Source organism: Thermomicrobiales bacterium, from assembly GCA_023954495.1.
GTDB lineage: Bacteria > Chloroflexota > Chloroflexia > Thermomicrobiales > CFX8 > JAMLIA01.
The window spans coordinates 1-23,024 of record JAMLIA010000037.1; the positions used below are offsets into that span (position 1 = coordinate 1).

The window sequence follows — 23,024 nt, forward strand, 5'->3', positions numbered from 1 at the left end:
CGCGTTCGTTGCCGTTCTCACTGCGAAGCGAACGCGGTTGATGGCACGTCGCAACGCATGCGTCGAGCCCCATAGTTCATCGTCGGTCATGGCAATCACCGGTCGGTGCGGTCGCAACGTCGGGATCGGGCTTGAGCCCAGCGCGAGATCGTGGCCGAACTCGCCACTCTCGGTGTAATTCACCGGCACGAGCGCCTTCGCCGCCGCGAGCACTGCAGCGTTCACTCGCTCGCTGTCGGCATCCGACACGCCAGCTGCAACGCGCTTCGCGACCGCGTCGGCCGCCGCTCGCGCGTCGGCTAGCTCCGCTTTCAACGCAGCAAAGCCGGGATCATCAGCGTCACTCGCTCGCGGCAGTCCGTCCCAGAGCGGCACGATCTCTTCCAGCGCCGCTGACATCTCGTCCAGCGCAGCACCGACATCGATGGGCACGACGACTTCCGTCGCCAAACGTCCAACTGTCTCGACATAGACGCGAGCATCGCGCGCCAGGTGTTCCGGATCGACCTTGTCGAACGTGTCTTCGCTCGTATGCCACCACCAGCCAAGGCCGCCACCACGTCCCGAGCCGCCCAGCAGGAACGCCTGGTCGGCTGACATCTCGTTGGATTCGCCCTGCTGTGACAGCGACATATAGAAGGACGACAAGCCAACGCCCCAGAACGACTGATCGCCAGCGCGCCCGAATCGTCGGTAGTCCAGCGCCTGATCAGTCTGGCGGCCGATGATCTCCCGTGCCAACGGATAGGTTTCCGCCATCGTGTTCGCACCGGTCAGGTCGGTCGCGCCAATCGCGCCGGTCGAGTCGACATTGACGTGCGCGACGCAGCGCTCGCGCAGGTCGAACCAGAACGCGTCGGCGTACCAGGTCGATCCGGCATAGCGGGCGTGCGAATGCCCCGACCAGAAGGCGAAGCGAACTCCGCGACGCAACTCCGTGCGGTGCGCCGCCAGCACGCGCGCCGTCTCGATCATCGTGGCGTTTGCGGAGCCGTTGTCCATGGCGCCGTAGTACCACGAGTCAACGTGGCCGCTGAACATCACATAGTCACGATCATCGACGTCCAGGTCAGCGATGAGCGTCGGGATCTTGCGCCAGCCTGTATCGACGTCGGTCTTCACCGTCGCGCGAGCCGGGCCGGACTCCAGACGCTTCTTCAGCTTCTCGCCGGTCGCCGTATCAATGGAGACAATCGCGACGCGCGGCACTCGATCCAGGCGATCAGGCGTCGGCGAGCCCCAGACTGGCGAGACGATCATCTCGTGGATGTGGTCGCCGGAGATGCTGATGACCGCGAGGGCACCAGCCTGCGTCGCGTCATCGGCCTTTGCCGGTGTCGACAGCCCCTCGGTCAGCGCGATCTTGCCCCGAGCGCCAGCGGCCGCCAGCTCCTGCGGCGTGCCGCGACCGGCGTAGACGAGCTCGCCCGATACTCCGGCATGGCCCGTATTGATTGAAAACGCGTGTGCAATACAGGGAGTGAGCGACTCGCCGTCAACAACAATCTCGCCGCTGATCGGGAGGCTCACCAGGCAGGTCGGCTCATACAACGACGTCTTCAGGCCAAGGCCCTGCAATGTCTCTGCGATGTAGTCGAATGCCTTGCGTTCATCCTCACTGCCGGAGAGGCGAACCCACTGCGCGATCGCTTTGGTGTCCGCCATCATGCGATCGGAGGAAACCTCATCGATCCATTCGGCAGGTGCCGTCGTTGCCATTCCCGCTCACTCCCCTCTTGCTCAGCCTAGTCGCACTCGGCGATGCACTCGACTTCGACCAGTGCCCCGGCCGGAAGCTTGGCGACCTGCACGGTTGAGCGGGCCGGCTTCGCGTCACCGAAGTGCTCGGCATAGACGCCGTTGAATGTGGCGAAATCGTCCAGGTTCACCAGGAAGCAGGTCGTCTTCACAACCCTGCTCAGCGACGAACCGGCCTCAGCCAGAACCGCCTTCAGGTTTTCCATGACGCGCTCGGTCTGAGCAGTGATGTCACCCTCAACGAGCTTGCCAGTCGCCGGATCCAGCGGAATCTGGCCGGCGGTAAAGACATGACTGCCAGACTTGATCGCCTGCGAATACGGGCCAATCGCCCCCGGTGCCTTGTCGGTCGCGATAATCGTCCCCACAATACCCTCCTGTCTGATCTGATTACCTCTGCGGTACGGTAGTGCAGCACTGCGCTCTTCGCACCGGCTGCCTTCTATCATCGCAGAGGATGCCGGTCAATGCTCATGAGTTCGCTGGTCAGATCCACCCGGCTCGTTCGGGGATCCGCAAGATGCAATCGAGAATGCTGTGATGCGACCGACGGTTGTCATCGTGAACTACAACGGAGCCGCAACGCTGTGTCACTGCCTGGCCGCGTTGCAGTCGCAGAGCGAGCGACCCAACATCATCGTCGTCGACAATGCTTCACAGGACGATTCGCTCGAATCCGCCGTGCGCGCATTTCCGAACGCGGCGTTCGTGCCGCTTCGTCACAACGCTGGATTCGCCCGCGCCTTTAACATCGGAGTACAGCGCATAGCTGATCCGACCGGCATCGTCATCGCACTGAACCCTGACACGCATCCGCGCCCTGACTTCATTGAACAGATCACGGCTCCCTTGCGATCCGAACCGGACCTCGGCTCGGTTGCCGGCACACTCACATTTACGACTGCGCCGGATACCATCGCGTCCGCCGGCATCGCTGTCCATCGCAACGGCGTCGCGATTGATGCGCAACTCGGCGAAACGCTGTCTGACAGAATGACTTCGACCGTACCCGTATTCGGACCATCAGGCGGAGCGGCGGCGTATCGCTTGAGCGTCTTTCGCGCAGTCGGTGGATTTTGCGAGCCGTTCTTCCTCTATCTGGAAGATGTCGATCTTGCCTGGCGCATGCGACTCGCCGGATACGGCTCAGTCTGGAATCCATTGGCGGTGGCGCTGCATGATTACTCAGCGTCGGCGGGAGAAGGTTCGCCGTTCAAGCGTCGTCTGATTGCCCGCAACCGTATCTGGACGCTCGCTCGCTGCTTACCATATGAGACATGGAAGCGCGACTGGAGGGCGATTCTGACCCTGGATGCTGCTGCACTCGCGTACGGGACGGTTACGTTCGACCCGGCTGCAATTGGCCGACTGGAGGCGATTGCCACGCTACCGATCAGACTTCGAGAGGGCGCGCACTTACGGAAGCACGCAGTCGTCACCGCTGACGAGATCGATCGCTGGCTACTTCCATCGCTTTCGGCGCGAGAATTGCGGAGGCTTCGGCAGATGACGGGCAGGCTTGCCAAAAAGTCAACGCTGTAGCCATAGTTTGCGTTGTTACGTATACTGTACGTACATAGAGAGGTCTGCTGTGATCGACCGTCGATCCGGTAGAATTTGAAATCACACCGTTACGCTCGATCGTTTCGGGAAGGCACATCACACCTACCATGTCAGCAATTCCACAACAGTCTGCCGATATATCCGTAGCTGCCCCTGGTCAATCAGGATCAGGACTCTGGCGGCGTGTGGCGGCGACTGCAATGGTTATCACCGCCATCGTCAGCCTGCTCATCATCCTTGCGGGGGCATCGCTGCTTGTTTACGGGCGGGTGCAGCGCGGCGAAAGCGTCTTTGACGGCGTCAGCGCGGCCGGCGTCAATCTCGGCGGCAAGAGCAAAGCCGATGCTGTTGCTCTGCTTTCGGAACGATTCGACGAGTTCTCTACAACAGAGATCGCCTTTAACGTCGGCGACACGTCATTTACCGCCACGCCAGCTGAGCTCGGAGCCACCTTTAATGCGCAAGCCACGGCTGATAACGCTTATGACTTCGGTCGCCGCCAAAGCCTCTGGCAGGAGTCGCGTAACTGGCTCGATTCGATTGTTGGTGGGCACGAGGTTGCCCCGGTCGTCCAGCTCGACAAGGAGACGTTCGCGCAACTGATGGATGGTCGGGCGCGCAGCGCCGCGATTCCACCGCGTCAGGCCGCGTTCGTCCAGAACAATGACGGCTCCGTGTCGATCGATCCGGGTGCGTCCGGTGTGGCAGTGAATGTTGAAGAGACCTACCGCCGGGTTGTTGATCGCTTGGTGACCATGTCCGATCGACCTGTCAGCATCGCGACTACCGAGATCCCGCAATCGGTCGAAAGCGCGCAACTGAAAGCAGCCTTGACTGAGGCGCAGACGCTCCGCTGGTCAGCCGCTGATGCTTGACTTGACGGTACTAGTTGGCAGATCCCGGCCGAGGACCTGTTCGCGATGTTGTCGGTCACGCTCAACGACAACAGCGCGAGCGTGTCAATCGACCGTTCAAAGATCACGCATTCGATCGGCGCACTGGAATCATCGGTGTTCACGCCGGGCGTCAGACTCGTCGATTCGCAACGACGCCGGAAACATTGTCACAACTCCATCGGTTCCGGGCCGCAAGCTTGACATTGACGCCTCGACCACAGCGGCACTCGCCGCGCTGGAATCTGGTGAGTCATCAACAACGCTGGTGACGACACCGGTCGCAGCCAACATCACCGACGACATGACCGCTGCGGCGCAGGCCGAAGCCGCCTCGCTGACCGCCGAGCCAGTCACCGTGACCTGGGACAGCGGCACCGTTGATCTGCGGACCGAGCAGCTTGCTGCCGCGGTCCAGTTCGACACCAATAGCGGCCGCACCCCGGCAATCACCGTCTCGCTGAATACGGACCTCGTCGGCAAGTTCCTCGCACCCGTGGCCGAGCAGGTCAAGGTCGCTGGAACAAATGCCGATCTGCGCTGGATCAACGGCGCAGTCGAGGTTCGCACTCCTGAGCAAAATGGGCGAGAGCTGGATGTCAACGCGACCGTCGCATCGATCGTAGACGGCGTCCAGGGCGGCACGCGCAACGTCGCAGCAATCACGCACGATGTCGCGCCGCAGGTGACTGCCGCCATGGCGTCAAGCGTTGACATCCGCGAGAAGCTGACGTCGGCCTCGACGGAATATGGCTACTCATCGGCCTCGCGTCTGCACAATGTCGAGTTGGCTGCCAGCCGAGTAGACGGCGCGCTGGTTCCGCCGGGCGGTACGTTCTCGTTCAACGAAGCCATTGGTCCCGTGACCTACGACAGCGGCTACCAGACCGGCTACGGCATCATCATCACCAACGGCAGCATCTCGACCGTCCCATCGGTGGGCGGCGGCATCTGCCAGGTTGCAACGACCGTCTTCCAGTCCGTCTTCTGGGCCGGTATGCCGATTGAGCAGCGCTCGTGGCACCTGTACTGGATCCCGCGCTATGGTCAGGGGCAGGGCGGTATGAAGGGGCTCGATGCAACGGTCGACCCAGACTACGACCTCGACTTCACATTCCGCAACACCAGCAACAACTGGCTCGCCGTGAAGTCGAGCTACGACGGGATGACGCTCGGGTTCGAGCTGTGGGGCACACCGACGGGCTGGAATGTCGCGGTCGATCAGCCAGTCATTACCAATGTCGTGGCAGCCTCGCAGGAGATGTACTACGAAGATTCGGCTGAGTTGCCGAAGGGCACGACCGTCTTTGTCGAGCATGCAGAGGACGGCTTCGACGCCGCCATCCATCGTGTCGTGACCGACGGGAACGGTCAGGTGCTCGACGACACCGTCTTCCGCAGCAATTACGCCCCAGCGAAGAACACAACGCTCGTCGGGACTGGCGGATAACCCGCCGGCTCGACTGGGCCTGAGAGGAATCAGCATGACCACCAGGACGCGGCTCGACCCGCGCATTGTCGCCGTCGGCCTGCTGACCGGCGCAGCAGTTGGCGTCTGGGCAGGGCGCAGGGCGCAGGGTTACCGCGCTCAATCATCGACTGGCTCAGGCACGATCGACTGGGATCGCGCGCGCTCCGTTGCGATTTCGATGAATCGCGAAGCGGCACTCACCGAACAGGAGCGCCAGCGTCTGGACGCTGAATACGCCGAGCTCGTTCAGCGCACGATTCCGCTCATTTCAGATTTCACCGGCACAACGCTCCCCTTTCCGCTCGACAAGGTCTATACATTCGACCGCGTCGACTGGATCGAAGCCAACATCGCGTCGTTTCAGCGCATGTTCGAGCCGATCGAACAGCTCGACCTGTTCGGCGGATCGAACGGTCAACGCTCGGGAGGTGTGCTCTCCGGCGTCAACCAGAAGATCGTCAGCGCCGAGTTGGGCATTCTGCTCGGCTATCTCGCGCGACGTGTGCTGGGCCAGTACGATCTTGCATTGCTCGGCAGAGAGCCACTCTCCGAAAGCGGCAAGCTCTATTTCGTGCAGCCCAACATCCGCAACATCGAAGCGTCGTTGCACCTGCCGTCCGACCAGTTCCGTCTCTGGCTCGCGCTCCACGAGACGACGCATGCGTTCGAGTTCGAGGGCCATCCGTGGGTACGCGATCACATGAACGCGATGATCGACGAATACTTCGGCTTCCTGACGCAGGACGTCGAGTTCCTCAAGCGCGGGATGTCGAGCCTGCGAGCGATCTGGGAGCGAACGCGGAACCCCGAGGACCGCGCAACCGGCTCGTGGATCGAGCTCGTCATGACACCCGAGCAACGGCAACTTTTCGCCCGGATGCAGGCGACGATGGCCGTGATCGAGGGCTATTCGAACTACATCATGAACGCAGTCGGACGCCGCCTGATGCGCGACTACGCGCTTATCGCGCAGCGCTTCGAGCGACGCCAGGTCATGCGATCGCCGTCCGAGCAGCTCTTTGCTCGCCTCACTGGCCTCGAAACCAAGCTTGAGCAGTACAGGCTCGGCGAGCAGTTCATCAACGAGATCGTTGAGCTTGCCGGTCGGGACGCCGTCGAGCGCATCTGGGAAGGGCCGGAGATGTTGCCCACCCTGGACGAATTGCGCGACCCGCGCGAGTGGCTCAACCGGGTTCAATCGGCAACGCTATGACGCTCGATCTCGCCGCGATCGCCGACCGCATTGCCCAGCTCGTCGGCACGGTCGATCCGTCCTTCGAGGAGGAGCGTTTCGTCGCACTGGAGCGTGCATGGGCAGACGCCGACAGCGTTGAAATTGAGCAGCGCCTGGCCACCGCCAGGACGCCGTTCCTGACGGCGAAGGCGCACGGACCACTACAGGAGCGTGTCGCGCTCCCGGCCATCCCGGACCACTACACTGTCGCCGCGACCGATGGATCGCTGATCGCTCCAGATCGACACAGTCCGGCGCGCTTCTATTTGATCAATGTCGGCAAGGTGCGGTTGTCATACGGCTCGCAATCAAGCGCCGCGTTGACCAACGACCCGGACTTCCGCTTCGACGAGCAGGATCTCTACGTTCCTGACGAAGTCCAGCGCATCCCGGTCAACGAGACGATCCTCGGCGTAAAGCGCGCCTGCGCCGAATTGCGCGCCGTGGCGGATCTGCTCGATCCTGCCGATTGCAGCGTCGCGCTGCAGGACGGCACGCTCATTCTCTGGCCCATCCAGTCGCTCCAGGACGCGATCGTCCATTGGGCAGTGACCGAATACATGGAGGCGATGCGGGTTCTCCGCGAGCGCGGCATTCCCCTGGCAAGCTATATCTCAGCACCTGGCTCGGCGGACGTGTTGAATTCGCTGCGCATTGCTGTCTGCGACTATCCGTCGCTGGGCATGCAAATCAACTGCAACGCCTGCAGATCTCGCATCCTCACCGAGGGCCGCACACCTGCCTGCGACGTCCTCCCAGCGGTAACCGACCGCTATCTCTTCGAGCGCGTCGCACATCTGGAAACGGGCGAACGATCCATCCTTTTCGACTCGAAGTCGTTCATCCTCGACAAGTACGACCCGGATCAGCAGGTGCAGTTCTTCTTCCTGAACACCGGTCGTGAGATCGCCCGGATTGAGGTGCCGAAGTGGGTCGGCGACGACCCTCGTCTGGTCGATCGCGTTCACGCAGTCGTATACGATCAGGCACAGAAGGGCATCGGCTATCCGGTTGTGTTGCAGGAAGCGCACGAGATGGCCGTCCTCAGCATGAGCGATCGGCGACTGGTCGCGGAGGCGATCGAGCGGCAGTTGGCGCGGCATGGCGTCGTCGTCAGCCAGTCCGGAAAGAGCGGGAGCAAACGTGGTCGCTTTGTCTAGCATTGGTCAATCATTGACGCAGGATCGCCTTGGCGAGGTCATCGAAACAACAACGACGAGCTTCGTCGCCGAGAGCGACCAGCTGCACACACTGCCCGACCTCGGCGCGCTCGTTCGCGTCGGTGGCCGCGGCTCGCAGCCCAGCTATTTCGGCGTCGTTGCGTTCGGTGAGACCGGTGGACTGGACACCAGCCGCCGCGCCGTACGGCGGGGCGGTGCCGACATTCACGACGAAGAGGTCTACCAGCGCCACCCGGAGCTAGAGCATGTCCTTCGAACCATCTTCACGGTGACCGTCATTGGCTACGCCCTCGGCGAGAAATGCCATCACGTTCTGCCGACACAGCCTGTGCCGCTGCACTACAGCGTCCACCCGTGCTCACGCGGCGACGTGCAGGCGTTCACGACGAACCCACGCTATCTCCCGATGCTACTGGCGACATCTGGCGAGCTACCCGCCGAGATGCTGCTCGCCAGTCACCTGCGCTGGGTCGATGGTCATCTGCACGACGATCACGTCTGGCTGGTCGACGCGACGCGGAGGCTGGCGCGTCTGATGAAGCGCGACTACGAGCGATTCAGCATGATTGCGCAGGCCGTCGCACCCGACGTCTAGTGACGGAAGTGACGCCGACCGGTCAGCATCATCGTCATGCCGCGAGCCTCAGCGACGGCGATCGTTTCGTCATCGCGCACCGATCCGCCGGGCTGCACGATGGCAGTCACGCCGACATCGGCAGCCGCCTCAACACCGTCGGCAAACGGGAAGAACGCGTCGCTGGCCAGCACGCTGCCCTGCGCTCGATCACCGGCAACCTTGGCCGCAATCCGCACGCTCTCGACCCGATTCGGCTGGCCCGCGCCAACGCCGACAATCACACCCGGCTGAGCCAGCGCTATCGCGTTTGACTTCACCCACTTGACCGCTCGCCAGGCAAACGCCAACGTCTCCAGCTCTTCGGCGCTCGGTTGCCGCGAGGTAACGCAGCGCCAGTCGTTCGTGTCGGGGGCAACGCTGTCTGTCTCCTGCACGAGCAATCCACCGGGCAGTGACCGGTATTCCCAGCCACCGGCCGGTTCCGTGTTCGTCACGGTGATGACACGCAGATTCTTGCGCCGCAGCAGTCTTGCCAGTGCGGCGTCTTCGTATCCCGGTGCGATCATGATGTCGAACCGGTGCTTCCCGATCGCCTCGACCATCGCCGTCGTGACGACACGATTCACCGCGCAGATGCCGCCAAACGCTGACACCGGATCGCCGCTCAACGCCAACCGATACGCCTCGGCCTGGTCATCGTTCGAGCCGATCCCGCACGGCAACGTGTGCTTGACGATGACGACCGTCTGCGCGGCAAAGTCCTGCGCGCAGCCCCAGGCCGATGTCGCGTCAAGGTAGTTGTTGTAGGACATCTCCCGACCATCATGAACCAGCCACGAACCTACACCGGTCGCAGATCCCGGCGACAGCAGCCGGTATACCGCGCCGCGCTGATGCGGGTTCTCTCCGTATCGGACCGTGTGCATCAGCTCCGCGCCAATGGCCAAACGCTCCGGGAACTCGTCATCATCGCCGCGGAGGTACCGCTGCACCAAACTGTCATACGTTGCGACATGCGCGAACGCCTTTGCGGCGAGCGCTCGACGCGTCGCGTAGTCAACGCCCTCGACACCGCCGGCATCGAGCAATGCGAGTACGGACTCGTAGTCGCTCGGATCAACCAGCACGATCACGCCTGCGTGGTTCTTGGCCGCAGCTCGAACCATCGCCGGACCGCCGATGTCGATGTTCTCGATGGCGTCAACATCAGCCACATCCGGATCGCGTACGACTTCCGAGAATGGATAGAGATTGGAAACGAGCACATCAATTGGCGCGATGTCGTGCCTTTTGAGTGTGGACATGTGCTCCGCGAGATCGCGTCGAGCGAGCAATCCGCCGTGAATCGCTGGATGCAGTGTCTTGACCCGGCCATCGAGGATCTCGGGAAACCCTGTCACGTCTTCGACTTCGCCGACAGGAACGCCGGCGTCCCGGATGGCTCTGGCCGTCCCGCCGGTGGAGAGCACCTCGAAGCCCAGCGAATCCAGTCGACGGGCCAGATCGACCACGCCGGTCTTGTCCCAGACACTAATCAGCGCGCGAGGCATACACCCTGTTCCCCTCTGTATTCACAGCGTTCATTCGTGCTCAGCCTGCACGATGATGTCGGTCCATATCTGGATACCGGCCAGCGTTCGCATGCTGTTGGCTGCCATCTGGAGTCGATCACGCTCGATTGCCGGTTCTTCGATTGCGTAGCCGACAACACCAATCGTCGGTTGCGAGCGGTCGATGCGTATGTCCGTGACCAGTCCAAGGTGCGAGGCGTCCAGCGCAACGGCCAGGCGGTTGATTGCTGTCAACCGCCGGACCCGCCGCAGATCATCGAAATCCAGATCTTCGAACCCGGCATGCTCAATGCTTGGATTTGTTGTGCCGTGGTATCGCGCAACGCAGGCGGTTACGGTTCGCTCGACTTCAGTCATCGGCAACTTCATCGTGCTGATGACATCGAACGACTTCCGATGATGGTCACGTCCCATACGAATGTAGCCTATGTCATGCAAATAGGCCGCCAGAATCGCGACCTTGCGATCGGTTGGTTCCAGCCCTAAATCGCCAGACAGCCCGTTAAATAACGTCGCCGCGAACTGCGCGCAACGCAGACCATGCTCGGAGTCCGGGAGCTCAACGTGTATCTGCTCAACGAGTTGGGCGACTGTGGGATCGGTTTCGTGCGTCATGCGAATACGTCCTGCCGCCTACGACACGTTCAGCAGACGACAGCCGCCGTCGCCGGAACGAATGCGCCCGATCTCGATGGCGTCCGGCACAAGAGTTCGTGCCGCCGCCACGTCTGTTTCACGGCAGACAACGACGTAGCCGATGCCCATGTTGAACGCGCGATAGCTCTCGTCGGCAGCGACGTGTCCGGCCTCGACGACGAACTCAAACATGGGGGGCGTCACCCAGGCGTCGGCGTCGATCTCGGCGACGAGGCCATCGGGGATCACGCGCGATACATTGCCAGGCAGTCCGCCGCCGGTGATGTGCGCCATGCCAACCGGCAGGCCGGCACCAACCAGGCCGCGCGTCGCATCGAGGTACGATCGGTGCGGCTCCAGCAGTGCTTCGGCCAACGTCCGCGCGTCATCGAATGGCGCTGGCTGCGCCAGGCTCTCGCGCGTCTGCTCGTCATCGGCGATCCGCAACGCAGCCCGAACGAGCGAGAAACCATTCGTGTGAAAGCCGCTGCTCGGCAGACCCAGGATCACGTCGCCCTCGGCGATTCGGCTGCCGTCGACAATCTGAGCGGCATCGACCAGCCCGACGATCGCGCCAACCAGGTCGAAGTCCTCGCCGTGATATAGCCCCGGCATCTCGGCCGTCTCGCCGCCGACCAGCGCAACTCCCAATTGCGCGCAGGCGTCTGCGAGCCCCCCGATCACAACCAATGCAGACTCAGGGTTCAGCTTTCCGGTGCCGTAGTAGTCCAGGAAGAACAGTGGTGAGGCACCACAGGCGGCGATGTCGTTGACACAGTGATTGACGAGATCAGCTCCGATACCGTCGAGCTTGTCGGCGATCGAAGCGAGGACGAGCTTTGTCCCAACGCCGTCGATGCTGGAGACGAGCGTCGCGCCCTGCCCCTGCTCACCCAGGCGATAGAAGCCGCCGAAGTGCCCGAGGCCGCCGATCACGTTGGGATGGGGCCGACCACCGCTTGCCGCTCGCAATCCGGCAACAACCGCATCACCTGCGTCAATATCGACGCCCGCATCGCGATACGAAATGGAGACTCCCCGCTCGTGGCTCACGCCATGCCCTTCACTGTGTCGTCGACACGCACCGAAGCGACGCGTCTTCGATCAGACGCGCCGCTCGCGATTATAGTCAGTGGCTTCGTAGCGGTGCTGGGATCTAGCTCGACTCGGCGCGCGACGTGGACGTGCTCAGCCCGTTCGCGCCGTTGAGAAACGGCTCGTAGCGAGGCAGCAGGCGACGCGGCAGCAAGCCGGAAAGATGCGTGCCGGCTTCGTCGAAGGTCGTGTCTTCAACGCGACCAACCCGGTGAAACAGATTCACCAGCTCGGCGCGATCGAACGGGATCGAGACGCTGACCTGCTCCAGCCCCTGCGCATCGCCGATGGCATCGGCGACACGTTGGAGAAGCAGCTCCATCCCGACACCCTGTTCAGCCGAGATTGGCACCACATCGCCGGGCAAGCCCAGCGCGGTCGCCATCTCTTCCGGCGTGAAGTCCGAATCGATCAGATCGATCTTGTTCAGCGCCGTCACTACCGGCTTCCCCAGCACGTCGAGTTCCGCCAGAATCTCGCGCACCGTCTCGGCCTGCTCGGGCGCGTCGTCATGCGACAGATCCACGACGTGGAGCAGCACAGTCGCTTCCGAGATCTCTTCCAGCGTCGCCCGGAAGGCGGCGATCAACGTTGTCGGCAAGTGATTGATGAATCCGACTGTGTCCGTCAGCAACACTGGACGCCCGTTCGGCAGCGTGATCCGCCGCGTCGTCGGGTCCAGTGTCGCGAAAAGCTGGTCCTCAGAGAGGACTTCGGCCGAAGTGAGGCGGTTCAGCAACGTTGACTTTCCGGCGTTGGTGTAGCCAACGATCGCCACGATCGGGATGTTGTTGCGCCGCCGATTGCTCCGGTACAGCTCACGATGCCGGTGGACATCCGAGAGCTCGCTCTTGATATGAGCGATCCGCGAACGCGCCAATCGGCGGTCCGTCTCAAGCTGTGTCTCACCGGGACCACGCAAACCGACACCGCCGACGGCCTGCCGCTCAAGGTGCGTCCACATGCGCGTCAGTCGCGGCAGCCGATACTCAAGTTGAGCCAGCTCAACCTGCAGGCGACCCTCGTGCGTCTGGGCACGCTTGGCAAAGATGTCGAGGATGAGCGCTGTCCGGTCGATGATCTTGACCTGCAACCGCTCTTCAACAGTCCGCAACTGGCCCGGCGAAAGCTCATCATCAAAGATGACAACATCAGCCTGAAGTTGCGTGATCGCCTCGGCGATCTCCTCGAGTTTGCCTTTACCGACGTAACTGTTCGGGTGCGGGTGCGGAAGTCGCTGCGAAATAGAGCCGACAACATCCAGTCCGGCAGTTTCGGACAGTCGAGCCAACTCCTCAAGGGAGGATTGCGCCGTCCATTCATCCTTGTGGTAGTCGACGCTGACGAGCAGTGCGCGCTCGTTCGGAGATTTGGTGGTGAATGGTCCGCGTTCGGTTATGGGTAGCTCCTGTCGATGCTTTTAATGCGGCAATGAAGTTGCCTGGATATCAGGAATTGTATCATCGCTGCCTGCCGCCACCGCCTCCGATGCACCGCGCCGCAACGCCCCGGCGGGATCGGCGATGATCTCCCGACAGCGCTCATGGAGACGCTCAATGGCGTCATCAATCTGCTGGCGCTGCTCACGCACCCAGCCACGATCGTGATTCAGCGCGAACGTTGCCCGATCGAGCTGCGATGTCACTGCCGCCGGGGCGGGACCACCCTGCTCGGCGCGGCGCTCAACAAAGCGCTTGGGGGACAGGCACTTCGCCAGCATCTCCTGCTCAATGCCAACCTCGCGCCCGATCTCGCGCAGCGCAATCGAATCAATGAACTCGCTCGTCAGCGTCGTCGCTTCGCCACCCTCTTCTGACCACTCGATGACGACACGCTCTGCCAGCTTTCGCGCCTGATCGGCCGGGAACCGGAAGTCGATCGCGAGCAGGTCAGCCAACTCCGAGCTAGTCGAAAACCCACGATGCGATCGGTGCGCCACCATCGAGCGATGCACGGCCAGAGTGGTCATCACGCGAGTCAGCAGCTGGTACGCGGCCCGGGCTTCAGCCAGCACATCAACAACCTCGAAGAAGACAGTCAGACGCGACGTCATTGATCCCAGCATCTGTCTGCCGGACAGCATTGTCGCGATCGACTGCGGCGCGGCGACCTGTGCGAGAAATGCCAGGCGCAAATGTTCCAGAACAAGCGGATCGCGGCGCTGCGGCTGGATGCGCGCATGATGGATGTATTCATCACCCGGCACGATCAGACCGACATCATCACGCGACCAGTACGCCAGGTCATTCATCATCCGGCCGACTTCGACGGCCAGCCCGCCGATCGCCGCGACGATCTCCGTCAGGTCATCGGTTGCTGCAATCGCGTCGAACGTGTTGTCGATAGTGCCGTCGAATCCCAGCCGCTCGGCGACACGCGCGCGTCGGATCGGCATGGCCGTCGACATCCCCGATACCGCGCCGAGCGGCGATCGGTTGACACGCGGATACGCCTCGGTCACACGCGCTGACGCCCTGGCGATCGGCCCGATCTGCGCGGCCAGATAGTGCCCGAGCGACGTGGGCTGGACCACCTGCCCGTTCGCCGTCGCCAGAATCAGCGTCGTGCTGTGCTGCCCTGCCAGATCGATCATCGCCTTGCGCAGCGCCAACAACGCATCGCCGACCGCCAGAATCTCGCGCCGCAGGATCATGCGCGTGGCCGCGACGACGCGCTCCTCAGCACTGTGTCCTAGTTGCAACTCCTGCGAGGTCGCCAGGATGCGCTCGTCAATGCGGTTCAGCGCGTAGTCAAGCCGCTCGTTTCCGGGCGCGGGCAATGCGTCGATAGCGCTGAGTGCCCGTCCGGCTTCGCCCGGCTCAATGACCCGTTGCTCGGCGAGCTGCAAAATGTGTGATCGATAGATGTCGATGACGGCGTCGCCAAGCATCGCCTCGGCGCGCTCGGCCTCTGGCACAAGAACGTCGCGTGCATACTCAGCATCCGGAAATTCGCGTCGCGGCTGCGGGATTCGCTTCTTGATCCCGGCCAGCGGATTCTGACTCACATCACTCACCCTGCTGTTACCGACCAAATCGCCACCGCAATGCTACATCCCGCAGGCGAAGCGTTGATGTGGGGAGCGCTCTTTGATGAGGATGGATCAGCGCGCTGCTGGGGCTAGCTCGTCTGTCGTCTCACGTGTGACGGCAGGATGCGACTGTGTCGCCAGATCGGCGTAGACCCCGCGGTACTGCGGCGGCAGCATCCGCGCGATTTCGATCATCATGGCGTCAGTCAGCTCATCGAGGCTATAGCGTTCGCCACTCGGCATCCGCGAGGCGAGGCGAAACGGCTCACCGTACACAACCCGCACCTTCGGCCAGAACCGCCGACGCTTACGTTCTTTGGTGCCGCTCATCGGCAAATCCTCAGTGCCGACCATGATGCAGGGGATAACGAGCGCGTTCGATCGAACCACAACGAGGCTCGCGCCGGTGAACGCGCGCTGAAGACTGCCCGTCTTCGAGCGCGTTCCTTCCGGGAACATGCCGACGAACAGACCATCAGCGATGAGATTCTGTGCATGCTGCAGCGCCTTGCGATCGGCGGTGCCGCGGCGCACCGGAAACGCGCCGGATTGCTTGGCAAACCAGCGCAGGATCGGGTAGTTCATGAACTCTTCTTTGGCCATGAAGAGGATCGGGCGCGGGCAAGCTGCGTCGAGGATCGGCGGATCAAACCAGCCCAGATGGTTGCAGATGACGATCGCACCGCCGCGCTTCGGGATGTTTGCCACGCCAGCAACCCGCAGCCGCAACGTCACGCGCAGCACCGGCAGGAGAACACCCCGCGACATCAGGAACATGAAGTGCTTCCAGCGTCGCCTGAGCGAGAATTCCTTATTGAAGATCGGGTCGATCACGAGGCGATCTCCGCGCTGAGCCGTTCGCGGGCTAATGCCACGATCCGTTCAACCACTTCGTCGATATCGAGGGGATCAGTGTCCAATGTCACTGCGTCATCCGCCGCGCGCAATGGCGATATGTCGCGTGTCGAGTCGACTTGATCGCGCAAAAGGAGATCGGCCTCAATTGCTGCCAGCTTCTGCTCTTTGGCGGTGCCGCGAAGCTGCTCGTACCGACGGCGGGCGCGCTCTTTGACCGACGCCACCATGAAGACCTTGAGATCGGCTTCCGGCAGAACCACCGTGCCGATGTCGCGTCCGACCATGACAACCGCCCCTGAAAGCCCGATTCGACGCTGCGGCTCCAGCAGTGCAGCCCGAACCGCCGGAAGCGCCGAAACGCTGGAGACCAGGCGATCAACTGCGGCGGATCGCAGATCCCAGGTGACGTCTTTGCCGTCCAGCACGATGTCGCTTTGCCGACCGTCGTCAACAGACGGGCGGCGGATCAGCACATCAAGATGGCTCGCCAATTCCGCCAGCGACCGCTCGTCATCCGGGTCAATACCACGCGCAAGTGCCGCGAGGGTCAGCGCCCGATATAGAATGCCGCTGTCGAAATAGACGGCGTGCAGGCGCTGGGCAACGAGCTCACCGACCGTGCTCTTCCCGGCGGCCGCCGGGCCGTCGATTGCGATTGTGAACCGGTGGCTTTCGTGTTCGTCGTCCCGGACCACCTATCCCCCTTCGATCGCCCGCCGAATCTCTCGAATTTCGCTGCTGCGGATCCTGCTTGCCGCGGGTTCCGCGTTCATCCTGCGTCCGTTGATCGCGTCGTCTGTTGTCACGTGGTCCCTGCTGATCACGCCGCTGCCCATCTCGTGGGCCGCGAGGGTTACGCTCATCGCGACGTTGATTACTACGCCCGCCGCTATCGCGATCCTGCCTGGCAAAGCGCGGATTCGTGCGCTGATCATCGTCTCGCCGTGGCGGTCGCCGCTCGGTCGAGCGGTCATCACGACGTGCGGGCCGCTGGTCGCCCCCTTGCTGATCGACGAAGCGTTGCGGACGCTGCGGCGGTCGACCACCAGATGAACCGCGCTGATCTCCACTCGGACGCGGTCTCCGCGCAACTGGAGTCCGCTGTGATGGTCCCGTGGGTCGACTTGGACCCGCAGTCGGGCGTGGGCGCGGTCGATTGGCTGCCTGCTTTTGCTCTTCAATGTCTTCGTCGGTGATGTGCAGCGCCTCGCGAAGCTGGATCAACTCGCCTTCGCGCAAGTCGCGGAAATAGCCGCGCGGCATTTCGCCGAGCTGCAACGGGCCGATGCGCGTGCGAACAAGCTGCAGCACCGGATAGCCGACCTCCTCAAACATGCGGCGCACGATCCGGTTGCGGCCCTCATGAATGATGATGCGCACGACGGTGCCATCTTCGACGTTGCGGATTGGTCGCACCATCTCCGGTTGGGTGCGCTCTCCGTCAACGATGATGCCGCGTCGCAACCGCTCCAGCGCTGCAGGCGGTGGATGTCCGTCCAGCAGAGCCTCGTACTCTTTGTCGATCATGTAGCTGGGATGCATGACGCGATGGGCGACCAGCCCATCATTCGTGAGCAGCAGAAGCCCTTCGGTCTGACGATCCAGCCGACCAACCGGCACGATGCGCTCGCTCGTCTGAACGAGGTCCATGACCGTGTTTCGGCCACGCTCGTCGGAGGTGGTCGTGATGTAGCCGCGTGGCTTGTTCAGCAAGATATAGCGATGCCGCTGGGTTGGGATGATCTTCCCGTCGACCTCAATTTTCTGCGTCGCCGCATCCACTCGTGTGCCGAGCTCGGTCACGACCTGCCCATCGACGCGAACACGACCCTCGACGATGAGCACCTCGGCTTTTCGCCTCGATGCAATACCGGCAGCTGCAATGACACGCTGCAGTCGTTCCATGCGCTCCCGTTCCTCCAGCCGTCAGGCCGCTCGGCGATGATGCAGGCTACCTGCCGCACCACTTACCGAGTATACGGGCAACCGCGCAATAACCCTTCCGCCAGTCGAAAACTCGACGATTCCGACCCACGGTGTCGATGCGTCCGTCTCGCCTTCCAATTCCCAGGTGATGGCTTCGAACTGTTCGCGAGTCATCAGCGTCGTGCGACGCACCTTAAACGTCAGTCCTTCGGACGCCAGTGCGTCGGTAGCACCCGCCGACGCTGTGCCAATGCCCAGAGCTGCCCAGTGATAGTTGGCATCGATGGCACCCATCATCTGCATCGTGTCGGCATAGCGGTCACTGCTGCCCAGCACAACAGTGACGATCCGGTTATCACCACGCCAGAACCCGGTGATCAGGCATTGGCCGGCTGCATCTTCAGTACCGGTCTTGATGCCGAACACGTCGTCTTCAGTCACGAGCTGATTCGAGCTGTAGATATCCCAGCTCCGTGCGTTCGGTCCGTCTGCCGTCATGGTGAAGCTCGGAGTGCCGACTATTGCCAACAGCAGTTGATCACTGAGCAGCGCTTCGGTCGCTCGCACCAGATCTCGCGCCGACGCGTAATTGTTCGCCGGATCGTCCATGCCGACCGGATTGGAGAAGCGCGATTGCGTCATGCCGTGGGCAGCCGCGAACGCATTCATCTCGTCTACGAATCGTGCCACCGGGTCTGCTGATGCTGGATCCAGCACGAGCCCGGCAGCCCGAGCGACGGCCAGCGCCGCGTCACCACCGGATGGCAGCAGGACGCCGAAGAGCAGGTCATGAACCGAAACGACATCACCTTCGATCAGCCCGGCGGTTGAGTACACGGTTGGATCGAGCAGGTCGCTCGCCTGGATTGTCACTTGCTGATCGGGAGCCAGAATCGCTATTGCAACAAGCGCCGTCACGATCTTCGCCGTACTGGCGGGTGGCAAGCTGACATCCGCGTTAACGGCGTACAGCTCAATACCGGTCGTCAGATCCACGGCAATTGCGCCCGCGGCTGTCAGGCCGACATCGCCGACCAATGCGGCGCTACGTGGTGAACCGCTACTGGCTGGGTTCGGGCGCGCCGTCGCCACGCCGGTCGACGCGATAAGCAAAGCGATGACGATGGGAATGATGATGCGACGCAGACTCAACGACGATCCTGACAGAATGCGGCCAGAGTGGCCACCGAACACCGATCGTGGGAAAGTATAGGGAACTCGGCTAGTGAAGTTGCTCCATCGCCCATTTCGAGAGTACGCTTCCGCAGTCCGACAGAGAGGAGTCACCGCCAGCATCATGAGCGTCCCACCTGCCCAACACCGACACGTTCGTTCAGTTATTGACGAGCTACACCCATACCATCCGGTCGAATCCCCGCAGGATCTCGCCGAACGGCTGCGCATGCCACTCGATCAGATCGTCAAGCTCGATTCCAACGAGAATCCGTATGGCTGTTCGCTGCGCGTTCAAGAAGCGCTCGCCAGCTTCGATCGCTATCACTATTACCCGGATGCCCAGGCGCGCCGAACACGTGAGCGGCTCGCCGCCTACGCCGGCGTCTGCGCCGACAAGATCATCGTCAGCAACGGCTCCGACGAGATCATCGACCTGATCTTTCTGACGACGCTCGATGCCGGAGACGAAGTCATCCTGCCAACGCCGACGTTCGGCGTCTATCGGGCGCGTGCCGAGTTGTTTGGTGGCACAGCGGTTGAAGTGCCGCGCGACGAGTCGTTCGACCTCAATGTCGACGCGATGCTTGCTGCGATCACCGAGCGCACGAAATTGATCGTAGTTACCAACCCGAACAACCCGACCGGCAACATGGCCACGACGCAGGACATCGTCCGGCTGCTGCACACTGGTGTGCTCGTCGTCGTTGACGAGGCCTACTACGAGTTCGCCGGCAAGACGGTCATGCCGCTCACTGGCGAGTTTGACAATCTCATTGTTCTGCGGACGTTCTCGAAGTGGGCTGGGCTGGCGGGCATGCGACTCGGGTATGCGGTGTTCCCGTTGGACGTTGCCAAGCAACTCTGGAAGGTCAAACCGCCGTTCAATGTCAATGTCGCGGCGCTTGTCGCCGCCGAAGCGTCGCTCGACGACGTTGACTATCTCTATTCAACGATCGAGCGCATTCGCTCCGAGCGAAGTCGGCTGCTCCGCCAATTGCGACGGCAGGACCTGCTGACACCGTATCCGAGCCAGGCCAACTTCCTGCTCTGTCACGTCGATCGCGGCGACGCGCACGACATTCACCTGCGCCTTGCAGATCGCGGAGTCATGGTTCGCGCCTATAGTGATCCGGTGTTGCGTGATTACCTGCGCATCTCAGTCGGCCGGCCCGAAGACACAACACGGTTGCTGACTGCGCTCCAGAATATAGGCGCGCATGTCTGAGCGTCGTGGGCGGGTGACTCGCCAGACCGCCGAAACGCGAGTGGCGCTCAACCTGCTTCTTGATGGCACCGGGCAGAGCGATGTCCGGACCGGTGTCGGGGCGCTCGACCATTTCCTCACCCTGTTCGCGCGGCACGGTCTCTTCGATCTTGTTGTCGACGCCGACGGCGACCTTGCGGTCGATGCCCACCATACCGTCGAAGATGTCGGCATCTGTCTCGGGCAGGCAATCCGGCAGGCGCTCGGCGACCATCAAGGCATCCGCCGCACCGCGGACGTTGCCGTCCCGATGGACGAGGCGCTGGCGCACGTCGCAATCGACTGCGGCGGTCGCTCGTATTATGTCCAGAATGGGAAGTTCAGCCAGCCTCAGATCGGGCAGCTGGAGACCGACCTCGTCCGGCACTTCTTCGATTCTCTGACTCGTGAGGCGCGCATCAACATGCACGTCGTTACGCTCTACGGCAGCAATGCGCATCATGAAGTTGAGGCCGTGTTCAAGGCGTTTGCCCGCGCGCTGGACGCCGCAACGCGCATTGACGAGCGGCTCAATGGCCGCGTCCCGTCGACAAAAGAGCACATCGAAGGGGCTACTTCGTCGCGGACCTGATCGCCTCGCGCTGTCGCTCGATCAGCATTTCGATCGCATTGCCGGCTGCCGCTAGCATCTCGTCCAGATGACTGCGCGAGAACGGGCGTCCCTCCGCCGACCCTTGAACTTCCACGAACTCACCGGCCGCATTCATGACCACGTTGGAGTCGACCTCAGCCCGTGAGTCCTCGCTGTAATCCAGATCGACGCGCACGTCTCCACCGACGACACCGACGCTGATGGCAGCGACCGGCGACCGGAACGGCAGCGCCTTGATCTGGCCGGTTGAGACAAGGTGCTGGCCAGCCAGGGCGAGCGCGTCAAATCCGCCGGTGATTGCCGCCGTCCGTGTGCCGCCGTCTGCTTGCTGAACGACGCAATCGATCGTAATGGTCCGTTCGCCGAGCATGCGCATATCGACCGCCGCGCGCAACGATCGTCCGATCAGGCGCGAGATCTCCTGGCTGCGTCCCGAATTGATCGAACGATCCCACGAAATGCGCGTCGATGTTGAGCGCGGCAGCATCGCATACTCCGCCGTTACCCAGCCCTGCTGCTTGCCCTCCAGAAAGGGCGGCACGCGATTTTCGACTGAGGCCGTGCAGAGCACGACGGTGTCTCCAAACGCGATCGACGCCGATCCTTCAGCTGCCCGAACAATGCCCGTTTCGATGACAATCGGACGCGTATCCAGGTTCGAGCGCCCCACGCGAGACCGTCCTGCGCTCACTGCTGCTCCTTCCGAAGTTCTTCCACAAGCTCACGGATTTTGATGCGGCGCTCCGCCAGCCGAGCCTCGTAGCCGCGCTGAGTTGGATCGTAATACTCGCGCCCGGCCAGGTTGTCCGGCAGATGCGTCTGTGCCGAGACGCCGGTATCGAGATCATGGGCGTACTCATAGCCCTTGCCATATCCGATACCGCGCATCAGACCGGTAACGGCGTTGCGCAAGTGCATTGGCACCGGATCATTGCGCGTATTCTCCACGTCAGCACGCGCTGCCCCATAGGCCCGATAGACGGCGTTGCTCTTGGGCGCAAGCGCCAGGAAGATCGTCAGTTCGGCCAGCGCCAGCGCGCCCTCGGGCATGCCGAGGAAGTGGACCGCCTGCTGTGCAGCCACCGCCAGGGTCAGCGCCTGCGGGTCCGCCAGCCCGATGTCCTCGCTGGCGACGCGCATCAGGCGGCGCGCCAGATAGAGCGGATCGTCGCCGCTCTCCAGCATCCGTGCCAGCCAATAGACCGAGGCATCCGCATCCGAATCGCGAATGGACTTGTGCAGCGCCGAGATCGTGTCGAAGTGTCCTTCGCCATCGCGGTCGTAGGTTGCTGCCCGTCGTTGTGCCGCGTCCATCACCATCTGACGCGAGATCGCCCGGACATCATCGCCGGTGCCAACCGAGGCCATCTCCAGTGTGTTCAGCGCAAAACGCGCATCGCCGTTCGCCAGATTGATGAGCGCATAGAGCGCGTCATCATCAATCGTCAGCTCTTCCGAACCAAGGCCGCGCTCGGTGTCAGCGAGCGCACGCAACACGATTTCGCGAATGTCATCGTCGGTGAGTGACGACAGCACCACGACGCGGGAGCGCGAAAGCAGCGGCGCGTTGACCTCGAACGATGGATTCTCGGTCGTCGCACCGACCCGGATGACAGTGCCAGCCTCAACATACGGCATGATCGCGTCCTTCTTAGCCTTGTTGAAGCGGTGAATCTCGTCAATGAACAGCAGCGTTCGCTGGCCGTTCATACCCAGTCGGTCAGACGCTTCCCGGACAGCCGCGCGCAGATCGGCGACGCCGGACGAAACAGCCGACACGGCGATGAAATGGGCGCGAGTCTGGTTGGCGATCAACCGTGCCAGCGTCGTCTTACCTACACCCGGCGGACCCCAGAGGATGATCGACGACAGGCGATCACGCTCGATCGCTCGTCGCAGGACACTCCCCGGGCCGAGCACTTCCTGCTGGCCAACGTACTCGTCCAACGTCTTCGGCCGCATGCGCGCGGCGAGCGGACCCAACCGCCCGAGGTGTGCCTGCCGGTTTGCCTCAAACAGGCTCATGGACTCGCCCGACGTCGGCGTCGGCAATCTCCGCTTCTAGCGCAGCAATGCGAGCCTCCAGGTCTTCGATACTACGGACGTTCAGTTCGACCATATCCTCGCGCAGCTCTTCGAGCCGGTCGAGCAACAGCAGGCGGTCGTAGGACGGATCATTCTTCATCGGTACCTCGTTC

Annotated in this window: 22 protein-coding genes; 8 read left to right on the forward strand and 14 right to left on the reverse strand. The window is 62.4% G+C overall.

Features of this window, described 5'->3' with window-relative positions; genetic code table 11:
* A partial coding sequence (locus M9890_08760; GenBank protein MCO5177042.1) for a M28 family peptidase occupies positions 1–1,719 on the reverse strand: 1,719 nt, incomplete at its 3' end.
* 26 nt (positions 1,720–1,745) lie between these two features.
* Positions 1,746–2,126 (reverse strand): RidA family protein, encoded by a 381-nt coding sequence (locus M9890_08765; GenBank protein MCO5177043.1) that lies wholly within the window; start codon positions 2,124–2,126, stop codon positions 1,746–1,748.
* Between the two features lie 172 nt (positions 2,127–2,298).
* Here M9890_08765 and M9890_08770 point away from each other — a divergent pair, with 172 nt between their 5' ends.
* From M9890_08770 to M9890_08795, 6 genes are all read left to right on the forward strand, one after another.
* Positions 2,299–3,300, forward strand: coding sequence for a glycosyltransferase family 2 protein (locus M9890_08770; GenBank protein MCO5177044.1), 1,002 nt, complete (start codon positions 2,299–2,301; stop codon positions 3,298–3,300).
* Between the two features lie 206 nt (positions 3,301–3,506).
* A complete protein-coding gene (locus M9890_08775) occupies positions 3,507–4,196 on the forward strand; it encodes a peptidoglycan binding domain-containing protein (protein MCO5177045.1) in 690 nt (229 codons plus the stop codon).
* Positions 4,197–4,482: 286 nt separating this feature from the next.
* Positions 4,483–5,664, forward strand: coding sequence for a VanW family protein (locus tag M9890_08780; protein MCO5177046.1), 1,182 nt, complete (start codon positions 4,483–4,485; stop codon positions 5,662–5,664).
* Positions 5,665–5,698: 34 nt separating this feature from the next.
* Entirely contained in the window at positions 5,699–6,898 is a 1,200-nt protein-coding gene (locus tag M9890_08785) for a zinc-dependent metalloprotease (GenBank protein MCO5177047.1), read from the forward strand.
* On the forward strand, positions 6,865–8,079 hold the full coding sequence (locus tag M9890_08790) for a DNA double-strand break repair nuclease NurA (GenBank protein ID MCO5177048.1): 1,215 nt from the start codon (positions 6,865–6,867) through the stop codon (positions 8,077–8,079). Before M9890_08785 ends, M9890_08790 begins: the two co-directional genes overlap by 34 nt.
* Positions 8,080–8,092: 13 nt before the next feature.
* Positions 8,093–8,695 carry a hypothetical protein gene (locus M9890_08795; GenBank protein ID MCO5177049.1) on the forward strand — a complete coding sequence of 201 codons (603 nt, stop codon included), beginning with the start codon at positions 8,093–8,095 and terminating at the stop codon, positions 8,693–8,695.
* On the opposite strand, the gene purH is transcribed toward M9890_08795, so the two are convergent.
* The 9 genes from purH to M9890_08840 form a co-directional block, all read right to left on the reverse strand.
* Entirely contained in the window at positions 8,692–10,227 is a 1,536-nt protein-coding gene (gene purH / locus M9890_08800; GenBank protein MCO5177050.1) for a bifunctional phosphoribosylaminoimidazolecarboxamide formyltransferase/IMP cyclohydrolase, read from the reverse strand. The two genes, M9890_08795 and purH, sit on opposite strands and share 4 nt — an antisense overlap.
* A 30-nt stretch (positions 10,228–10,257) precedes the next feature.
* Positions 10,258–10,863, reverse strand: a complete 606-nt coding sequence (locus tag M9890_08805; GenBank protein MCO5177051.1) for an HD domain-containing protein — start codon at positions 10,861–10,863, stop codon at positions 10,258–10,260.
* A gap of 18 nt (positions 10,864–10,881) precedes the next feature.
* Complete coding sequence (gene purM / locus M9890_08810; protein MCO5177052.1) at positions 10,882–11,937, reverse strand: phosphoribosylformylglycinamidine cyclo-ligase; 1,056 nt, start codon at positions 11,935–11,937, stop codon at positions 10,882–10,884.
* Positions 11,938–12,040: 103 nt separating this feature from the next.
* On the reverse strand, positions 12,041–13,378 hold the full coding sequence (gene hflX, locus M9890_08815; GenBank protein ID MCO5177053.1) for a GTPase HflX: 1,338 nt from the start codon (positions 13,376–13,378) through the stop codon (positions 12,041–12,043).
* Between the two features lie 21 nt (positions 13,379–13,399).
* A complete protein-coding gene (locus M9890_08820; GenBank protein ID MCO5177054.1) occupies positions 13,400–14,986 on the reverse strand; it encodes a lyase family protein in 1,587 nt (528 codons plus the stop codon).
* A gap of 96 nt (positions 14,987–15,082) precedes the next feature.
* Complete coding sequence (locus M9890_08825) at positions 15,083–15,844, reverse strand: 1-acyl-sn-glycerol-3-phosphate acyltransferase (GenBank protein MCO5177055.1); 762 nt, start codon at positions 15,842–15,844, stop codon at positions 15,083–15,085.
* Positions 15,841–16,563, reverse strand: a complete 723-nt coding sequence (gene cmk / locus M9890_08830) for a (d)CMP kinase (protein MCO5177056.1) — start codon at positions 16,561–16,563, stop codon at positions 15,841–15,843. Before cmk ends, M9890_08825 begins: the two co-directional genes overlap by 4 nt.
* Positions 16,478–17,773: a pseudouridine synthase gene (locus M9890_08835; protein ID MCO5177057.1), complete on the reverse strand. Its 1,296-nt coding sequence runs from the start codon at positions 17,771–17,773 to the stop codon at positions 16,478–16,480. The genes cmk and M9890_08835 overlap by 86 nt, the downstream gene beginning before the upstream one ends.
* A 21-nt stretch (positions 17,774–17,794) precedes the next feature.
* Positions 17,795–18,946: a serine hydrolase gene (locus tag M9890_08840; protein ID MCO5177058.1), complete on the reverse strand. Its 1,152-nt coding sequence runs from the start codon at positions 18,944–18,946 to the stop codon at positions 17,795–17,797.
* Between the two features lie 145 nt (positions 18,947–19,091).
* On the opposite strand from M9890_08840, the gene hisC reads away from it, so the two are divergent.
* Positions 19,092–20,195: a histidinol-phosphate transaminase gene (gene hisC / locus M9890_08845; GenBank protein ID MCO5177059.1), complete on the forward strand. Its 1,104-nt coding sequence runs from the start codon at positions 19,092–19,094 to the stop codon at positions 20,193–20,195.
* Entirely contained in the window at positions 20,188–20,805 is a 618-nt protein-coding gene (gene hisB / locus M9890_08850) for an imidazoleglycerol-phosphate dehydratase HisB (GenBank protein MCO5177060.1), read from the forward strand. Before hisC ends, hisB begins: the two co-directional genes overlap by 8 nt.
* On the opposite strand, the gene rph is transcribed toward hisB, so the two are convergent.
* From rph to M9890_08865, 3 genes are read right to left on the reverse strand one after another with little or no spacing between them, the layout of a single operon-like run.
* Positions 20,786–21,517 carry a ribonuclease PH gene (gene rph / locus M9890_08855; GenBank protein ID MCO5177061.1) on the reverse strand — a complete coding sequence of 244 codons (732 nt, stop codon included), beginning with the start codon at positions 21,515–21,517 and terminating at the stop codon, positions 20,786–20,788. The genes hisB and rph overlap by 20 nt on opposite strands.
* Entirely contained in the window at positions 21,514–22,851 is a 1,338-nt protein-coding gene (locus tag M9890_08860) for a replication-associated recombination protein A (protein ID MCO5177062.1), read from the reverse strand. Before M9890_08860 ends, rph begins: the two co-directional genes overlap by 4 nt.
* A complete protein-coding gene (locus tag M9890_08865) occupies positions 22,838–23,011 on the reverse strand; it encodes a DUF1192 domain-containing protein (protein MCO5177063.1) in 174 nt (57 codons plus the stop codon). Before M9890_08865 ends, M9890_08860 begins: the two co-directional genes overlap by 14 nt.
* Between the last annotated feature and the right edge of the window lie 13 nt (positions 23,012–23,024).